General features: G+C 62.0%; 16 protein-coding genes. 13 read left to right on the top strand and 3 right to left on the bottom strand.

Features of this window, described 5'->3' with window-relative positions; translation table 11 throughout:
• The first annotated feature begins 3 nt into the window (after positions 1–3).
• From LDN90_RS16325 to LDN90_RS16295, 7 genes are all read left to right on the top strand, one after another.
• On the top strand, positions 4–1005 hold the full coding sequence (locus tag LDN90_RS16325; RefSeq protein ID WP_223946369.1) for a tetratricopeptide repeat protein: 1002 nt from the start codon (positions 4–6) through the stop codon (positions 1003–1005).
• Positions 1005–2105: an NADH:flavin oxidoreductase/NADH oxidase gene (locus tag LDN90_RS16320; RefSeq protein ID WP_223946368.1), complete on the top strand. Its 1101-nt coding sequence runs from the start codon at positions 1005–1007 to the stop codon at positions 2103–2105. Before LDN90_RS16325 ends, LDN90_RS16320 begins: the two co-directional genes overlap by 1 nt.
• A gap of 41 nt (positions 2106–2146) precedes the next feature.
• Positions 2147–3013, top strand: coding sequence for an ABC transporter ATP-binding protein (locus tag LDN90_RS16315; protein WP_223946367.1), 867 nt, complete (start codon positions 2147–2149; stop codon positions 3011–3013).
• Positions 2995–4566, top strand: coding sequence for a transporter (locus LDN90_RS16310; protein ID WP_216923940.1), 1572 nt, complete (start codon positions 2995–2997; stop codon positions 4564–4566). Before LDN90_RS16315 ends, LDN90_RS16310 begins: the two co-directional genes overlap by 19 nt.
• 85 nt (positions 4567–4651) lie before the next feature.
• Positions 4652–5434, top strand: a complete 783-nt coding sequence (gene nagB / locus LDN90_RS16305) for a glucosamine-6-phosphate deaminase (protein WP_216923939.1) — start codon at positions 4652–4654, stop codon at positions 5432–5434.
• Positions 5435–5442: 8 nt separating this feature from the next.
• Positions 5443–5778 (top strand): DUF3039 domain-containing protein, encoded by a 336-nt coding sequence (locus LDN90_RS16300; RefSeq protein WP_216923938.1) that lies wholly within the window; start codon positions 5443–5445, stop codon positions 5776–5778.
• 112 nt (positions 5779–5890) lie between these two features.
• Positions 5891–7666: a DEAD/DEAH box helicase gene (locus LDN90_RS16295; RefSeq protein WP_223946366.1), complete on the top strand. Its 1776-nt coding sequence runs from the start codon at positions 5891–5893 to the stop codon at positions 7664–7666.
• A 6-nt stretch (positions 7667–7672) separates the two neighbouring features.
• Here the strand turns inward: LDN90_RS16295 and LDN90_RS16290 are convergent, their stop codons facing one another.
• Together LDN90_RS16290 and LDN90_RS16285 are read right to left on the bottom strand one after the other, a co-directional pair.
• Entirely contained in the window at positions 7673–8299 is a 627-nt protein-coding gene (locus LDN90_RS16290) for an isochorismatase family protein (RefSeq protein WP_223946365.1), read from the bottom strand.
• Positions 8299–9627: a nicotinate phosphoribosyltransferase gene (locus tag LDN90_RS16285; protein ID WP_216923935.1), complete on the bottom strand. Its 1329-nt coding sequence runs from the start codon at positions 9625–9627 to the stop codon at positions 8299–8301. Before LDN90_RS16285 ends, LDN90_RS16290 begins: the two co-directional genes overlap by 1 nt.
• Before the next feature lie 37 nt (positions 9628–9664).
• Here LDN90_RS16285 and clpS point away from each other — a divergent pair, with 37 nt between their 5' ends.
• The 6 genes from clpS to rdgB all read left to right on the top strand — a co-directional run bounded on the left by clpS (position 9665) and on the right by rdgB (position 14073).
• Positions 9665–10027 (top strand): ATP-dependent Clp protease adapter ClpS, encoded by a 363-nt coding sequence (gene clpS / locus LDN90_RS16280; RefSeq protein WP_216923934.1) that lies wholly within the window; start codon positions 9665–9667, stop codon positions 10025–10027.
• Complete coding sequence (locus tag LDN90_RS16275) at positions 10020–10586, top strand: DUF2017 domain-containing protein (protein WP_223946364.1); 567 nt, start codon at positions 10020–10022, stop codon at positions 10584–10586. The genes clpS and LDN90_RS16275 overlap by 8 nt, the downstream gene beginning before the upstream one ends.
• 64 nt (positions 10587–10650) lie before the next feature.
• The gene (gene murI, locus LDN90_RS16270) at positions 10651–11784 is read left to right on the top strand and encodes a glutamate racemase (RefSeq protein WP_223946363.1); all 1134 of its coding nucleotides are present in this window, start codon (positions 10651–10653) and stop codon (positions 11782–11784) included.
• A complete protein-coding gene (locus LDN90_RS16265; protein ID WP_223946362.1) occupies positions 11781–12578 on the top strand; it encodes an MBL fold metallo-hydrolase in 798 nt (265 codons plus the stop codon). The genes murI and LDN90_RS16265 overlap by 4 nt, the downstream gene beginning before the upstream one ends.
• Before the next feature lie 77 nt (positions 12579–12655).
• Entirely contained in the window at positions 12656–13414 is a 759-nt protein-coding gene (rph, locus tag LDN90_RS16260; protein ID WP_254186194.1) for a ribonuclease PH, read from the top strand.
• Entirely contained in the window at positions 13411–14073 is a 663-nt protein-coding gene (rdgB, locus tag LDN90_RS16255; RefSeq protein WP_216923930.1) for an RdgB/HAM1 family non-canonical purine NTP pyrophosphatase, read from the top strand. Before rph ends, rdgB begins: the two co-directional genes overlap by 4 nt.
• Before the next feature lie 116 nt (positions 14074–14189).
• Here rdgB and LDN90_RS16250 read toward each other — a convergent pair whose 3' ends face one another.
• Positions 14190–14954, bottom strand: coding sequence for a VTT domain-containing protein (locus tag LDN90_RS16250; RefSeq protein WP_223949311.1), 765 nt, complete (start codon positions 14952–14954; stop codon positions 14190–14192).
• Positions 14955–15046: the final 92 nt, after the last annotated feature.

The following is a 15046-nucleotide window of genomic DNA, read 5'->3' as shown; positions in this document are numbered from 1 at the left end:
GGTATGAGTTCGCCCGGATACCGACCCACTCCAGCCGCTGCCAGCCAGCTCAACCTGCGCGGCGCCGTCGACCTCTCGTCGTTGCGCCGGCCGCCCGCCCCACCCCAGGCACCGCCCGCAAGCGGAGCTGCCGATTCCGGTACGCCGGACTCCGGTGGACCAGGCGGAGCTGAATCGGGACGTGCGTCCCTTCGCGTAGACGCAACCGAAACCAATTTCCAGGATCTGGTACAGCTATCCGCCCAGATTCCTGTCCTCTTCCTTCTCTGGTCACGCTACGCGGCCGAATCTCCCGCTGTTCTGGACGCCGTGCAGCGCGTCGTTGAAAGCTACGGCGGACGCTTGGTCCTTGCTGCTGCTGACGTTGATGCGTTCCCTCAACTCGCACAGGCTTTCCAGGTCCAGGCAGTACCCACGGCTGTTGCCGTCGTCAAAGGCCAGCCGGTTCCGCTTTTCCAGGGTCCTGCCGATGACGAGCAGATCCGCAGCCTTGTTGATGAACTGCTCAAGGTAGCGGCTGCCAATGGCGTTACGGGCAGCATCGGTGACGCTGCGCAGGAGGGCGAGGCCGAACCAGCACCGCTGCCTCCGCTCCACCAGGCCGCGATTGATGCCATCGAGGCTGGAGACTACGCCGGAGCGGCGGCAGCCTATAAGCAAGCACTGTTGGAAATGCCCGCCGACGCCGACGCCAAGGCAGGCTTGGCGCAGGTGGAGCTGATGGCCCGGCTTGAGACGATCTCAGCTGCCGAAGCTGAAAACCTCCGCCAATTGGCCGCACAGGAGCCCGATAATGTGCAGGCCCAGTTGGGCGTAGCCGACCTCGACATCTCCGGTGGGCACATCGAGGATGGATTCAACCGCATCATTGCATTCATCGGTCGGAACTTCGGTCCGGAGCGCGAGACCGCACGTCTACGCCTGCTTGAACTTTTCGAGGTAGTGGGCACATCGGATGAGCGGGTGGCCAAAGCCCGTCAAGGACTTGCGAGGGTTCTGTTCTAGTGCCCTCGGCACTGTTTACGCCCCTGCAGCTCCGTTCGCTCCGCATTGCGCATCGTGGGTGGGTTTCACCCATGTGCCAGTACAGTTGCACCCCGGAAACGGGTGAAGGCGTACCCAACGACTGGCACTTGATGCACCTCGGATCCTTTGCCGCCGGTGGTGCTGCATTGATCCTGAGTGAAGCTGCTGCCGTGAATGCCTCCGGGCGGATCAGCCCCAGGGACGCTGGACTGTACTCCGATGAGCAGGCAGCTGGCTGGGAGCGGATTGTCCACTTCGTTCACCAGCACGGCGCCGTCGACTGCAAAATCGGTGCCCAGCTCGCACACGCCGGGCGAAAGGCGTCGACTTACTGGCCGTTTTCGGACCGGACCGGTTCCGTTCCAGCATCCGACGGCGGCTGGGTCACCTTTGGTCCTGCCCAACAGCCCTACGACGGTTATGCAGCGCCGGAAGCCATGAGCGAAGAAGACATCCATGGAGTCATTGCCGACTTTGCGGCTGCGGCCGCCCGGGCTGTGGCCGTAGGTTTTGACACTGTGGAAATCCACGGCGCACATGGGTATCTGCTTCACCAGTTCCAAAGCCCCCTTATCAACACGCGTACAGACAAGTGGGGTGGCACGGAGAATGGGCGGAACCGGTTGATGCTCGCGGTCGTGGACGCCGTGAGGGGGGTCATTCCGGATTCCATGCCACTGTTGTTGCGGATTTCCGCAACTGATTGGGCTGAAGGGGGAGTGGATGTTGATGCCTCTGTCCGCCTGGCCAAGGCCGCGTCCGAACGCGGTGTCGACCTCGTGGACGTCTCCAGCGGCGGGGCGGTCGCCCATCAACAAATCAAGCCGGCTCCCGGTTACCAAGCAGGGTTCGCCGAGCAGGTAAAACGCGACGCCGGTGTACTCACCGGTGCGGTGGGCCTGCTCACAAGTGCCACCCAGGCCGAAGATATCGTGGCGAATGGACGTGCGGATGCGGTCTTCATGGCCCGGGCAGCGCTACGCGATCCGCACTGGTGGCTCAGGGCTGCTTATGAGCTCGGCCACGAAATTTCCTGGGTTCCGCAGTACCAGAGAGCCATACCCCGCCACGGCTTCTAGCACGTCCCTGCACCACTGGAAGCCGGGGCTAGGCTGGAGCCATGACGGAACCGCGCCATGAACCATTCTCCCAGCCATCCCACATAGGCCAGTCGGCACCGCTAGAATCTGCGGTTGAACCCGGGCTGTCGGCAGAGCCGCACACGGACCTGCCGGTATCGGCTCTCTCCATCCGCGGCCTGGCCAAGAGGTTCGGTGGAAAGATCGCCGTCGATGGCGTGAGCCTGGAGGTTCCGGTGGGTTCTTTCTATGGAATGGTGGGCCCGAACGGTGCGGGCAAGACCACCACGTTGTCGATGGCCACTGGGCTGCTGCGGCCGGACTTTGGCACGGCGTTGGTCCACGGGGTGGATGTTTGGGCCCGGCCGCTGGAAGCCAAGAAGCTTATGGGCGTCTTGCCGGATGGTGTCCGGTTGTTTGACCGGCTGACAGGGGAACAGCTGGTCACTTACGCGGGCCTGCTCCGTGGCATGGACCGGGACGTGGTCCGCCCCCGGGTAACCGAACTATTGGCCGCCTTGGACCTTGAAGCCGATGCCGGATCCTTGGTGGTTGACTATTCGGCAGGTATGACCAAGAAGATTGCGCTGGCTTCGGCGTTGATCCATGCTCCCCGGCTCCTGGTATTGGATGAGCCCTTTGAATCGGTGGACCCTGTATCGGCGGCCAATATCAGGGGCATCCTTGAGAGCTATGTATCTTCCGGAGGTACGGTCATCGTCTCCAGCCACGTCATGGACCTCGTGCAGCGCATGTGCAGCCATGTGGCAGTTGTGGCAGCAGGACGCGTCCTCGCAGCGGGGTCCGTGGATGAAGTCCGGAACGGTTCCACGCTGGAGGAACGTTTTGTGCAATTGGTAGGCGGCGGGCACCGGACGGAGGGGCTGGAGTGGTTGCGCACCTTCTGAGCCTTAAATGGCGGTTGCTCCTCAATGGCTTCAAGCGCAGCCCTGCGCAGCTCATTGGCATGGGCATCGGGTTGTTGTACGCGCTGGGAATCCTGGTCCTGTTGATTGGAGCCTTGATTGCCCTGCGTTGGGCGGACGCTGAAATCGCCCATACCGTGGTGGTGTTGGGTGGTGCCGCGGCCCTGCTTGGCTGGGCAGTGGTTCCCCTTCTTGCATCCGCAGCAGACATGACGCTGGATCCCTCCCGGTTCACCACGTCTGCGATCCCACCCGGCCAGCTTCTCACCGGCCTTGCCTTGGCGGGTTTCATCGGGATCCCGGGCCTCGCCACAGGACTTACCGCGCTTGCCACAGTGGGCACCTGGTGGCGCAGTTTTCCAGCGGTGGCGGGTGCGTTGCTGGGCGCGATTTTGGGGGCCCTGACCTGCATCGTGTTGTCCAAAGTAGTGACGACGGCGACTGCCGGCCTGGCGTCGTCCCGCCGTTTCAAGGACGTCAGCAGTCTCGTCTTTTTCATCCCGCTCATGCTGATGGGTCCCATCGTCGTGGGTATCGTCGACGGCGTTCGAGGCACGGCGGATTATCTCCCTGCGCTTGCGCGTACAGTCTCTTGGACCCCTCTTGGCGCGGCCTGGTCCCTGGGTGGTGACCTTGAGGCTGGAGACGTTGTTTCTGCCGGATTGAAACTCCTCATTGCTGTGGCAACTGTTTCCGGATTGCTGCTTTGCTGGCACGTATTGCTGCAACATGCTTTGGTGACGCCGCCGTACGCCGGAGGTTCGGCCAAGAAGGGCGGTAAGCGTGGTCTGTTCGATGTCTTGCCCGGAACCCCGGCTGGCGCGGTTGCTGCGCGCGCCTTGATCTATTGGATGAAAGATCCTCGTTACGCGGGCTCGTTAGTGGTGGTTCCACTGTTCCCTGTGATCTTCTTCTTCAGCGGGAGCCAAAGCGGCGATTACGGCATGCTTATGCTTCTTGGACCGCTGACGGCGTTTGTCATGGCGTGGTCCATCTGCGCTGATGTTTCCTATGACAACACTGCTTTTGCCCTCCACCTGGCATCTGGTGTCAGGGGCGTGGATGACCGCCTGGGGCGTGCCATCGCCTGCCTGACCATTTCCCTGCCTCTTGTGCTTCTCTTTTCCATAGGTCCGTTCTTCTTTACTGGTTCCTGGGTGTGGGCTCCGAACCTGATCGGCCTGTCGCTGGGTACGTTGTTCACTGGCTTGGGGTTGTCCTCGGTGATCTCCGCACGGTACAACATTGCCGTGCCTTTGCCCGGTGACAGCCCGTTCAAGAAACCGCCGGGGAATGTTGCCCAGACACTGGCCGTGCAGATGATAGGCATGGGGGCCCTGGTTCTTTTGCTCCTCCCGCAGCTTGCGTTGATGGGAGCCCAGCTGTTTACCGGCAGCATCGTGCCCGGCTGGATTAACCTTGGGGTGGGCCCACTTGTGGGCCTGGCTCTGTTCATTGGCGGAGTGCGCCTGGGCGGTAAGTGGCTGGATGCACGGGGCCCGGAGATGTTCGCCCAGCTCAGTGTGAACCGCTAACCCCGTAACAACCATGGCAAGCTCATGGGACATGGGATAACCTCGTCTCAATACCGCGCGTTTTTACACAAGAAAGGCAGTGACGATGGAAGTTGTCATTCTCCCTGGCACCAAACAGATTGGCGCACTGGCGGCAGATGCCATCGAAGCCCTTGTGCGCCGCAAGCCGAACGCGGTCCTGGGCTTGGCCACGGGCTCGTCTCCGCTGCCGATCTACGACGAATTGGCCCGGCGCTACGAAGCCGGGAGCGTGGACTTCAGCGAGGCACATGGATTTGCCTTGGATGAATATGTCGGTCTTGAGGCCGGTCATCCGGAGTCCTACCGCGAGGTGATCCGGCGCGAGTTTACCAACCGGGTGAATATCAAGCCTGAGAACGTGCACGGCCCGGACGGTGCCGCCGAGGATCTGGAAGCAGCCTGCCAGGCCTACGAGGATGCAATTAAGGATGCCGGCGGCGTGGACCTCCAGATTCTGGGCGTGGGCACGGACGGCCACATTGGATTCAATGAACCCGGCTCATCGCTGGCGTCCCGCACCCGGATCAAAACCCTGATCGAGCAGACACGCAAGGACAACGCCCGCTTTTTCAACAGCATCGACGACGTCCCGCACCATGTAGTCACCCAGGGGTTGGGCACCATCATGGATGCCCGCCACGTCATCCTGGTGGCTACAGGTGCACAAAAAGCCCAGGCAGTGCGTGATTTCGTCGAGGGCCCGGTAGCCGCGATTTGCGCTGCATCCGTCCTCCAGATGCATCCTCACGCCACAATATTGGTGGACGAAGCCGCAGCGTCGTCGCTGAAATTGGCCGATTACTATCGCCACACCTATGACAACAAGCCGGAGTGGCAGGGTCTGTAGACGGTAGGATGGATGCCATGACTACGCTTCCTCCGGATCCATTCGAAAACGACCCCATGCGCGAGCTTTCCGGAGCCGGAACGTCCACATCCACCATTGAGCGCGAGGAAACGCGCCAGGAAGTGGAGCCCGGCGACCGCGAGCGGTTCGCCCACTATGTCCGCAAGGAAAAGATCATGGAGTCGGCCATGACCGGCGAGCCCGTCATTGCCCTCTGCGGCAAAGTCTGGACGCCGGGGCGCGATCCCCAGAAGTTCCCGGTCTGCCCGGAGTGCAAGGAGATCTATGAGGGCCTCCGTCCCGGCAATGACGGTGGAGACAGCGGCCCGGGCAACTCCAAGTAGTGGGTAGGGAAAGAACACAGGCCCCTTCCCGTAGTGACCGCAATGCGGTCCGTTGCCGCGTGCCCGGAGAACCGGGGCTAATTTTCGCTGCCATCAGGCCGGGGGAGTCCGCATGACAGAGACATTATTTGGTGGTCCATCCCTGCCTCCCGCGTACCCTGAACGCGCCGCATGGGGCACAGCCCCCAAGCTGCGTGCCTGGCAGCAGGAAGCCCTGGACCTCTACATGGCCAGGCATCCAAAGGATTTCCTGGCCGTGGCTACGCCTGGAGCCGGTAAGACTACCTTTGCCTTGCGGATCGCCACCACGCTGCTGGACAGCGGCGTTGTTAACAGGATCACTATCGTGGCGCCCACGGATCACCTGAAGCGGCAGTGGGCCGACGCCGCTGCCCGGGTGGGCGTTGCCATTGATCCCAACTTCAAGAATTCCGATGGCCAGCATGGCCGTGGATTCGTTGGTGTCGCCGTGACATATGCACAGGTGGCGAGCAAGCCAATGCTGCACCGCGCAAAAACAGAAGCCGCCCGGACGCTGGTCATCCTGGACGAAATCCACCACGGTGGAGAGGCCCTTTCTTGGGGAGATGGCTTGCGCGAGGCCTTTGATCCAGCGGCAAGGCGCCTTTCCCTCACCGGTACGCCGTTCCGTTCCGATACTTCCCCTATCCCGTTCGTGGAGTACGCCGAGGACCGCGACGGCATTCGACGCTCCAAAGCCGATTACACGTATGGCTACGGCAATGCCCTCCGGGACCACGTGGTTCGTCCCGTGCTTTTCATGGCCTACTCAGGCCAGATGCGCTGGAGGACCAGTGCAGGTGACGAAATGGCGGCCTCCCTCGGGGAAGCGGCTGTCACCAAGGACATCACGTCACAGGCGTGGCGTACGGCGTTGAACCCGACCGGCGAATGGATCCCGGCTGTCCTTGCCGCCGCGGATAAACGCCTTAGCGAAGTTCGCCGGACGGTCCCGGACGCCGGTGGACTGGTTATCGCCACGGACCACGACGACGCCCGCGCCTACGCAGGGCAGCTTAAGAAGATCACCGGGCAATCGCCCACGGTAATTCTTTCTGACGACTCGAAGGCTTCCAGCAAGATCGAGGAATTCTCCGCGGGAGATAAGCGGTGGATGGTCGCCGTCCGAATGGTGTCCGAAGGCGTGGACGTTCCTCGCCTCTCGGTGGGCGTCTACGCTACGTCCACCTCTACGCCGCTGTTCTTTGCCCAGGCCGTTGGACGTTTTGTGCGTGCCCGCAAAAGGGGCGAGACGGCGTCGGTCTTCCTGCCGTCAGTGCCACCCCTGATGGTTCTGGCCAACACCATGGAAGCCGAACGCGACCACGCCCTTGACCGCCCGGAAAAGGATGAGGACGGACTTTTCAGCCCTGAAGAGAACCTCATGGCCGAGGCCAACCGCGAGGACAAGGCTTCGGACGAGCTCACCAAGGGCAAGTTCGAAGCTCTCGATTCGCAGGCTTCTTTTGACCGCGTCCTTTTCGACGGCGGTGAATTCGGTACAGGGGCGGACATCGGCTCTGATGAGGAGTTGGACTTCCTCGGCATTCCCGGGCTTCTCGACGCCGAGCAGGTAGGGACGTTGCTGCGTCAGCGGCAGCACGAACAGCAATCCCGCAAAAAGCGCCAGTCGCCTTTGGCTGCCGCAGCTTCTCCGGCTGTACCCGATCACCGCATGCTCATGGACTTGCGCAACGAACTGGCCAAGAACGTAGCCGCCTGGTCCGCCCGGACAGGTACACCGCACGGAGTGATCCACACCAAACTGCGTGAACTATGCGGTGGACCTGCCGTAGCCCAGGCGAACGAGGAACAACTTCAGGCGCGGTTGCGTAAGTTGCAGGATTGGTTCATCGGCCGAAAGTAGCCAGCGTCAGGCGCGTTCCACCTCGACGCCGGCGTCTTCCATTTCGGCGAAGGTTTCGGTGAGGTCCTCGGCGATTCCCGCCGTGAGTTCCGCGATGACCGTAGTGGCGTATCCGGCCTGCACTGCGTCAAGGGCCGTTGCCTTGACGCAGAAGTCCGTGGCGATGCCTACGACCACAACCTCTTCGACGTCGTGGCTTTGCAGCCAGTCATCGAGCCCGATGGCATCTTCTTCCACGGCCTCGGACACGGCCGCACCGGCCTTGAGATCCCCGGAAGGGACGTCGTCTTCCGGGGCAAGGACGCCCTCAAAGCCGGAGTAGGCCGCCGTGTACTGTCCTTTACGGAAGTAGGCCTGGATGTATTCCGGGTCCAGGTCTTCGTGGAGTTCAGCTCCTTTGGTCCGGGCCCGGCAGTGCGGCGGCCAGGAATCCACCATGTCCGGATCATCGGAGAAATGGCTTCCCGGTTCGATGTGCCAATCCTGGGTGGCCACGATGTGGTCGAAATGCTGTTGGTTTGCATCCACGTACTCGGTGATGGCGCCGGCAACTGCAGCGCCTCCTTCGACGGCGAGGCTACCGCCTTCGCAGAAGTCATTCTGGACATCGACGATGATCAGGGCCCTGGACATCAGTTCTCCTCGTAGATGGTGGGGATGGCGGCCTCGCCGCGCTGCAGGCGGTTCACTACGGCAGGCAATTCGGCCATGCTGGCGGCGTGCCGTTCTTTGGCGCGGATCACGCCTTCGGGGCCCGTCCAGCCGGGCAGGAGTTCACCATTCTTGATGAACTGGTGCAACAACGAACGGTCGTTTCCGTCGTCCTCCGGCCGGCGGCCTATTCCAACGATCTCCTGCGTGGCCCTTCCGTGTTCGTTGAGCTTGCGCAGGGCGTACTTGCGTCCACCCACGCTGGCCTTGTTCTTTGCCGCTTTCGCAACGGAGATGAACTCGCCGGCGTCGTTTGTCCTGCTCACCAGCTTGTACACCATGCTGGCGGTGGGAGCGCCGGAGCCCGTCACCAAGGACGTACCAACCCCGTAGGAGTCCACCGGGGCGGACTGGAGGGCGGCTATGGCGTATTCGTCGAGGTCCGAGGTAACTACTATCCGGGTGTTCACGTTTCCAAGGTCATCCAAGAGTTGCCGGACCCACTGCGCCTGGGCAATGAGGTCGCCCGAGTCCAAGCGGACGGCGCCCAGTTTGTCCCCTGCGAGTTCGACGGCGGTGCGCACGGCCGTCTCGACGTCGTACGTGTCCACGAGCAGGGAGGTTCCCGGGCCGAATGCGGCGATTTGCGCTTCGAAGGCCTCGCGTTCGGTGTCGTGGAGGAGCGTGAAGGAGTGGGCCGCAGTGCCAACGGTTTTGATGCCGTAGCGTCGTCCGGCCTCAAGGTTGGAGGTGCTGGCGAAGCCGGCGATCACTGCGGCGCGGGCAGCCGCCGTCGCGGATTCTTCCTGGGTGCGCCGGGAACCCATTTCGATGCATGGCCGGCTACCGGCCGCCGACGTCATCCTTGATGCAGCGGAGGCGATAGCGCTGTCGTGGTTCAGGACGGAGAGGATGTAGGTCTCCAGGATGCAGGCTTCGGCAAAAGTGGATTCAACGATGAGGATGGGGGAGTTGGGGAAGTACGCATCGCCTTCCGCGTAGCCCCAGATGTCTCCGTTGAATTTGTAGTTCGCGAGGTAGTCCAGGGTCTCCTGGTTGACCACCTTGTTCTGCTCAAGGAATGCGAGTTCGGCTTCGCCGAAGCTGAAGTCTGCGATCCCTTCCAGGAGGCGTCCGGTTCCGCCTACCACGCCGTAACGGCGGCCATCAGGCAGGCGCCGGGCGAACGCTTCAAACACTGAACGGCGATGGGCAGCCCCGGAGTGCAGGGCGGCCTGAAGCATCGTCAACTCGTAGTGGTCGGTGTACAAGGAAGTGGCGGGATGGTCCCAAGACGTGGCTCTACTCACGAATTCACTCTAGTGCGAGCCGCCATAGAATGGACAGATGACCCCTAGCGTTGCATTTGGCACGGACATTGATGAGCGGACGGAAGCTGTAGAGCAGACGTCCACCGATGTCCTGACAGCCCCGGACATCCCCTGGAACCTGGTGATCTGGAATGATCCCGTCAACCTCATGAGTTACGTCAGCTATGTGTTCCAGAGTTACTTCGGCTACTCCGAGTCCAAAGCGCACAAGCTGATGATGGAGGTCCACAGGAAGGGCCGCTCCATCGTTGCGCACGGCAGCAAGGAGCAGGTTGAGCAGCACGCGGTAGCCATGCACGGCTTCGGTCTATGGGCCACCGTCGAAAAAGCTGCAAGCGGAAACGAAGCACCCGGGAAGGGCGGCCGCCAGCGTGGCTAAGGCATTCAAGTACGGACTCAAGGGAATCACCGGCTACCTCGAGCCTGCCGAACGGGATCTTTTACGGGGGCTGCTGGACGACGTCATCTCGATGTTGGAGTCCGATGCCAGGGAGAACGAGGACCCGCTGGCCGCCTTGATCGGCTTGGACATGGACGTGAAGCAACCGAGCGATCGCGCCTTGCTGCGGCTTTTGCCCAACGTCATGAAGGACGACGACGGCGGCTCGCTTGAGTTCCGGCAATTGACCGAACGCTCGGTGCGGGAAAACAAGATTGGCGCGTTGAAGGCCACAGCGATGGGCCTGGACAAGGACGATCTTGTACTGACCCCGGAGGACGCAATCCACTGGTCCATGGCCTTGAACGATGTTCGCCTGGTTTTGGCGGAACGCCTGGACATCCGTGACGAGGCGGACGCCGAGCATATCCACAGCATGCAGGACTGGAGCCAGGCGGAGGACGTGGAGAGTTACCTGGCATTGGTCTACAACTTCACCACCTGGCTCCAGGAGTCGCTGGTGCAATCGATGATGGCGGCCAGGCAGGCAAAATCCTGATCAGGAGGGCCACCGCCGGGCACGCCTATGTGACACATCAGACACGAGGCGGAGGCCACAGGTAATGGCCGCAACACAGGGGAAGCCTTATTCTCGAATAATCATGACTTCAGCATCTGGCAGTTCAACGGGCGGCAGTTCAAGGGGCGACAGTTCAACAGGCGCCGGATCACCAAGCGCCGCAGGGGTCCCGGTTGTTGCCTCGCCCGGTGACCTGGGGGTCCCCAATGAGCTCATGGGATCCCGCCCGATTGGTGTCTTTGATTCCGGCGTGGGTGGATTGACGGTAGCCCGCTCCATCATCGATCAGCTCCCCAACGAATCCATCCTGTACGTGGGGGATACCGCCAATGGGCCCTATGGGCCGCTGCCCATCGCCGAAGTCCGGGCCAACGCCCTGGGTGTGATGGACGAGCTCGTGGATTCGGGTGTGAAACTGCTGACCATTGCCTGCAACTCTGCTTCGGCTGCAGTTCTCCGGGATGCGCGTGAACGCTATACAGCGCGGTATGGGATCCCCGTTATTGAGGTCATCCAACCCGCTGTGCGTAGAGCGGTGGCGGCCACCCGTTCCGGCAGGATCGGCGTTATAGGGACCTCCGCCACGGTTGGCTCGCGCGCCTATGAGGACACGTTCGCGGCAGCCCCTGATCTTGCCATTACCTCTGTGGCTTGCCCGGCCTTCGTGAGCTTCGTCGAAGCGGGCATCACGACGGGACCGGACCTCCTGGCAGCGGCGAATGAGTATCTGGAACCGCTGAGACACGCTGGTGTGGACACCGTGGTGCTCGGATGCACCCACTACCCGCTCTTGACGGGGGTGATCTCTTTTGTCATGGGCGAGGACGTGACCCTGGTGTCCAGTGCGGAGGAAACTGCAAAGGACGTCTACCGTGCCTTGGCCACACACGGTATCCAGCGAACCGATTCAAGTGCCCCCAACCATGAGTTCATCGCGACGGGCGATGCCGTCCAGTTTGAAGCGTTGGCCCGCCGTTTCCTGGGCCCCGAGGTCTTGTCCGTCAAACACGTTGATCACGTGGCTGCGCAATACCCCACCGGAAGCCTGGCGCGCATCACCCCGGAAATGCTGGAAGCAGCCAGGAGCGGCGGCGGACTGTCGCGCCGCTCCTACTTCGTGCAGCCGGACAACGGAGTCACCCCTGATTCCAGTGCGATCCCAGGACGTGGCCTGTGAAACTGACCATCGTGGGCTGTACTGGTTCGTTTCCGGGTCCCGGCTCGCCGGCGTCGTGCTATCTGGTGACTGCGCATGACGGTGAGCGGGAATGGAAGATCGTGATGGACCTTGGGAGCGGAGCGTTGGGTGCCATCCAGCGTTACACGGATCTTGAGGACATCGACGCCATATTTCTCACGCACCTGCACCCGGACCATTGCATGGACTTGTGTGGCCTCCACGTAGCGGTCCGCTGGAAGCCCGGCGGTTGGGGGCGGGACCGGATTCCCGTGTGGGGGCCGGCAGCAACTGCGGACAGGATGGCAACAGCCTACGGGCTGGATCTGGATCCAGGCATGCACGAGGAGTTCGACTTCACTCATTGGGCCGAACAGAAGCCCGTTACAGTCGGCCCCTTCACGGTGACGCCCTACGGCGTCAACCATCCCGTGGAAGAGGCATATGCATTGCGTGTGACCGCAACGGAACCAGGCAAAGACGGAACGCCCGTAACCCGGGTACTGACGTATTCGGGGGACACTGATTCGTGCCAGGGGCTGGAGGATGCAGCCAGTGGCGCTGACTTGTTCCTTTGCGAGGCCGCATTCGAGGAAGGCCGCGATGACGGCATCAAGGACGTGCACCTGACCGGTAAGCGCGCTGGGGAAGCCGCCATGAACGCCGGAGCCAAGCGCCTGCTTCTGACCCACATTCCGGTGTGGACTTCGCAGACCAAGGTCATGTCCGAGGCCAAGCCGGTGTTTCCCGGGGACGTCGCTGTTGCCGTCGCCGGGGTCCATTACACGATCTAGCCCCCTCCAGAGGTGGCATGTACGCCTCACCCAATGGACGGCATCGGGCGTTGTCCCATCGTCGCTAAGCTTGAACCATGACTTCTGAAGCTACAGCCACACCCGTTATCCGCGCCGACGGCCGGACCCCCGATCAACTGCGTCCCATCAGCATTACCCGCGGCTGGTCCAAGCAGGCCGAGGGCTCGGCGCTCATCGAGTTCGGAAACACCCGGGTACTGTGCACGGCTTCCCTGACCGAAGGCGTTCCACGCTGGCTCAAGGGCGAGGGCCGTGGCTGGGTTACCGCCGAATACGCCATGCTGCCCCGGGCAACGAACACCCGATCCGATCGTGAGTCAGTGAAGGGCAAGATCGGCGGACGCACGCACGAGATCTCCCGACTCATTGGCCGTTCGCTGCGCTCCATCATCGATACCAAAGCGCTGGGCGAGAACACGATCGTCCTTGACTGCGATGTCCTGCAGGCCGACGGCGGTACCCGCACCGCGGCCATCACCGGCGCCTATGTGGCGCTTGCCGAAGCGATTCGGTTTGCCCGTGAAAACAAGCTCATCGCCCGTAATGCTGAGCCGCTGGTGGACACGATTGCTGCCGTTTCGGTGGGCATCATCGATGGCGTGCCGATGCTGGACCTGCCGTACGTCGAAGATGTCCGGGCCGAAACAGACATGAACGTGGTGGTCACTGGATCCGGCAAGTTCGTAGAGGTCCAGGGCACCGCTGAGGGCGCTCCGTTCGACCGCGATGAACTCAACGCCCTGTTGGACCTCGCCCTGATCGGCACCGGCCAGCTTGCGGCCATCCAGCGCGAGACGCTGGCGGAAGCTCCGTGAGCGGCGACGGTTCCTCCGGTGCTCCGCGGCTCGTTCTGGCAACGCACAACCAGGGAAAGTTGAAGGAACTCCGTGAGCTGCTTCGTGGGCAGGTTCCAGGGCTCGACGTCGATACCCAAGTGGTGGATGCAGCTGCCGTTGGTGCACCGGACGTTGCGGAAACCGGGGTCACTTTTGCTGAGAACTCACTCCTGAAAGCGCGTGCCGTGGCTGAGGCAACGGGTTTGGTGGCCATCGCCGACGACTCAGGACTTTCCGTTGATGTCCTGGGCGGTGCGCCGGGCATCTTCTCAGCCCGGTGGTCGGGAAAGCACGGGGACGACGCAGCGAACCTGCGGTTGCTGCTCGCTCAACTCTCCGATGTGCCGGACGCCTTCCGCGGGGCAGCTTTTGTCTGCGCGGCCGCCTTGGCAGTGCCCGGAGCAGATGGAATTACGCACGAAACGGTTGAGTACGGGCAGCTTGAAGGTACTCTGCTGCGCGAGCCGCGGGGTGAGGGTGGGTTCGGGTATGACCCTGTGCTCCAGCCCGTGGGCATGGACCGGAGTTGCGCGGAGCTGACATCCGAGGAAAAGAACGCCATCAGCCATCGCGGCCAGGCGTTCCGGGCTTTGCTCCCCGCGATCGTTGCTGCACTCTCGGGTGTTCATTCCAGCTAACAATTCCAACCAACACTGGAAACCGGCTTTTGGAAGCCCGGCTTGAGACATACAGGAGAAGGCACCCCGCCTTTGCGGGGTGCCTTCTCCTGTATGGCATTTGAGTGCGGTGAGGCCTACTTCTCGCGGTGCTTTCCGCTTTCGTGCTCCTCGATGAATTCCTCCACGGGATCGCTGCCTTCCGCGGCAGCCTTACGCTTGGCCACGACGCCGCGGGTTACCTCGATGATGATGGGAATAACCGAGATCAGGACAATGACGATGAAGATGATGTCCAGGTTGCTGCTGACCCACGGAATGCGGTCACCCAAGAGGTATCCCAGCAAGGTGACGCCGCCGCCCCAGAGTGTGGCGCCGATGACGTTGAAGAGGAAGAACTTGCGTTTGTCCATCTGCGCCACGCCGACGATCACCGGAACGAACGTACGGATAATGGGGACAAACCGGGCCAAAATCAGGGCCTTGCCACCATGCTTCTCAAAGAAAGCGTGGGCGCTTTCGACGTTTTCTTTCTTGAACAGCCTGGAGTCGGGGCGGTTGAAGATTGCGGGACCGGCCTTTGAACCAATGAGGTAGCCGGTCTGGTTGCCAATGATCGCAGAAACGATGATGAGGGCGGCCAAGCCCCAGACATTGAACTTGATGGTGTCTGTGGCCACAAGAAGGCCAGCGGTGAACAGCATGGAATCACCGGGCAGGAAGAAGCCCACCAGCAGGCCGGTTTCGGCAAAGACAATGCCGCAAACCAGCAGCACGACCCACGGCGCCAAGGCTGGATCAGCCAGGAAGACCTGGGGGTTCAGCCAGTCCGGCAGGAACGAGGCCATGGGTGGACGCACCGGTCCCGCGCCCCCGAAAGTGGATACGGCTAAGTCGCTCATCGCAGTAAAGATCACCTATCAAGCCTACTGGACCGCCGTCGTCGGGCGGTGACGTAACCCTCGCCACAAAGCTGCCCGGAAACGCCGCCCCG

It is taken from the genome of Arthrobacter sp. NtRootA1 (assembly GCF_019976975.1).
GTDB classification, from domain to species: domain Bacteria; phylum Actinomycetota; class Actinomycetes; order Actinomycetales; family Micrococcaceae; genus Arthrobacter; species Arthrobacter aromaticivorans.
The sequence above is the reverse complement of the archived record's forward strand: the minus strand, read 5'-3'. Positions and strand labels throughout refer to the sequence as shown.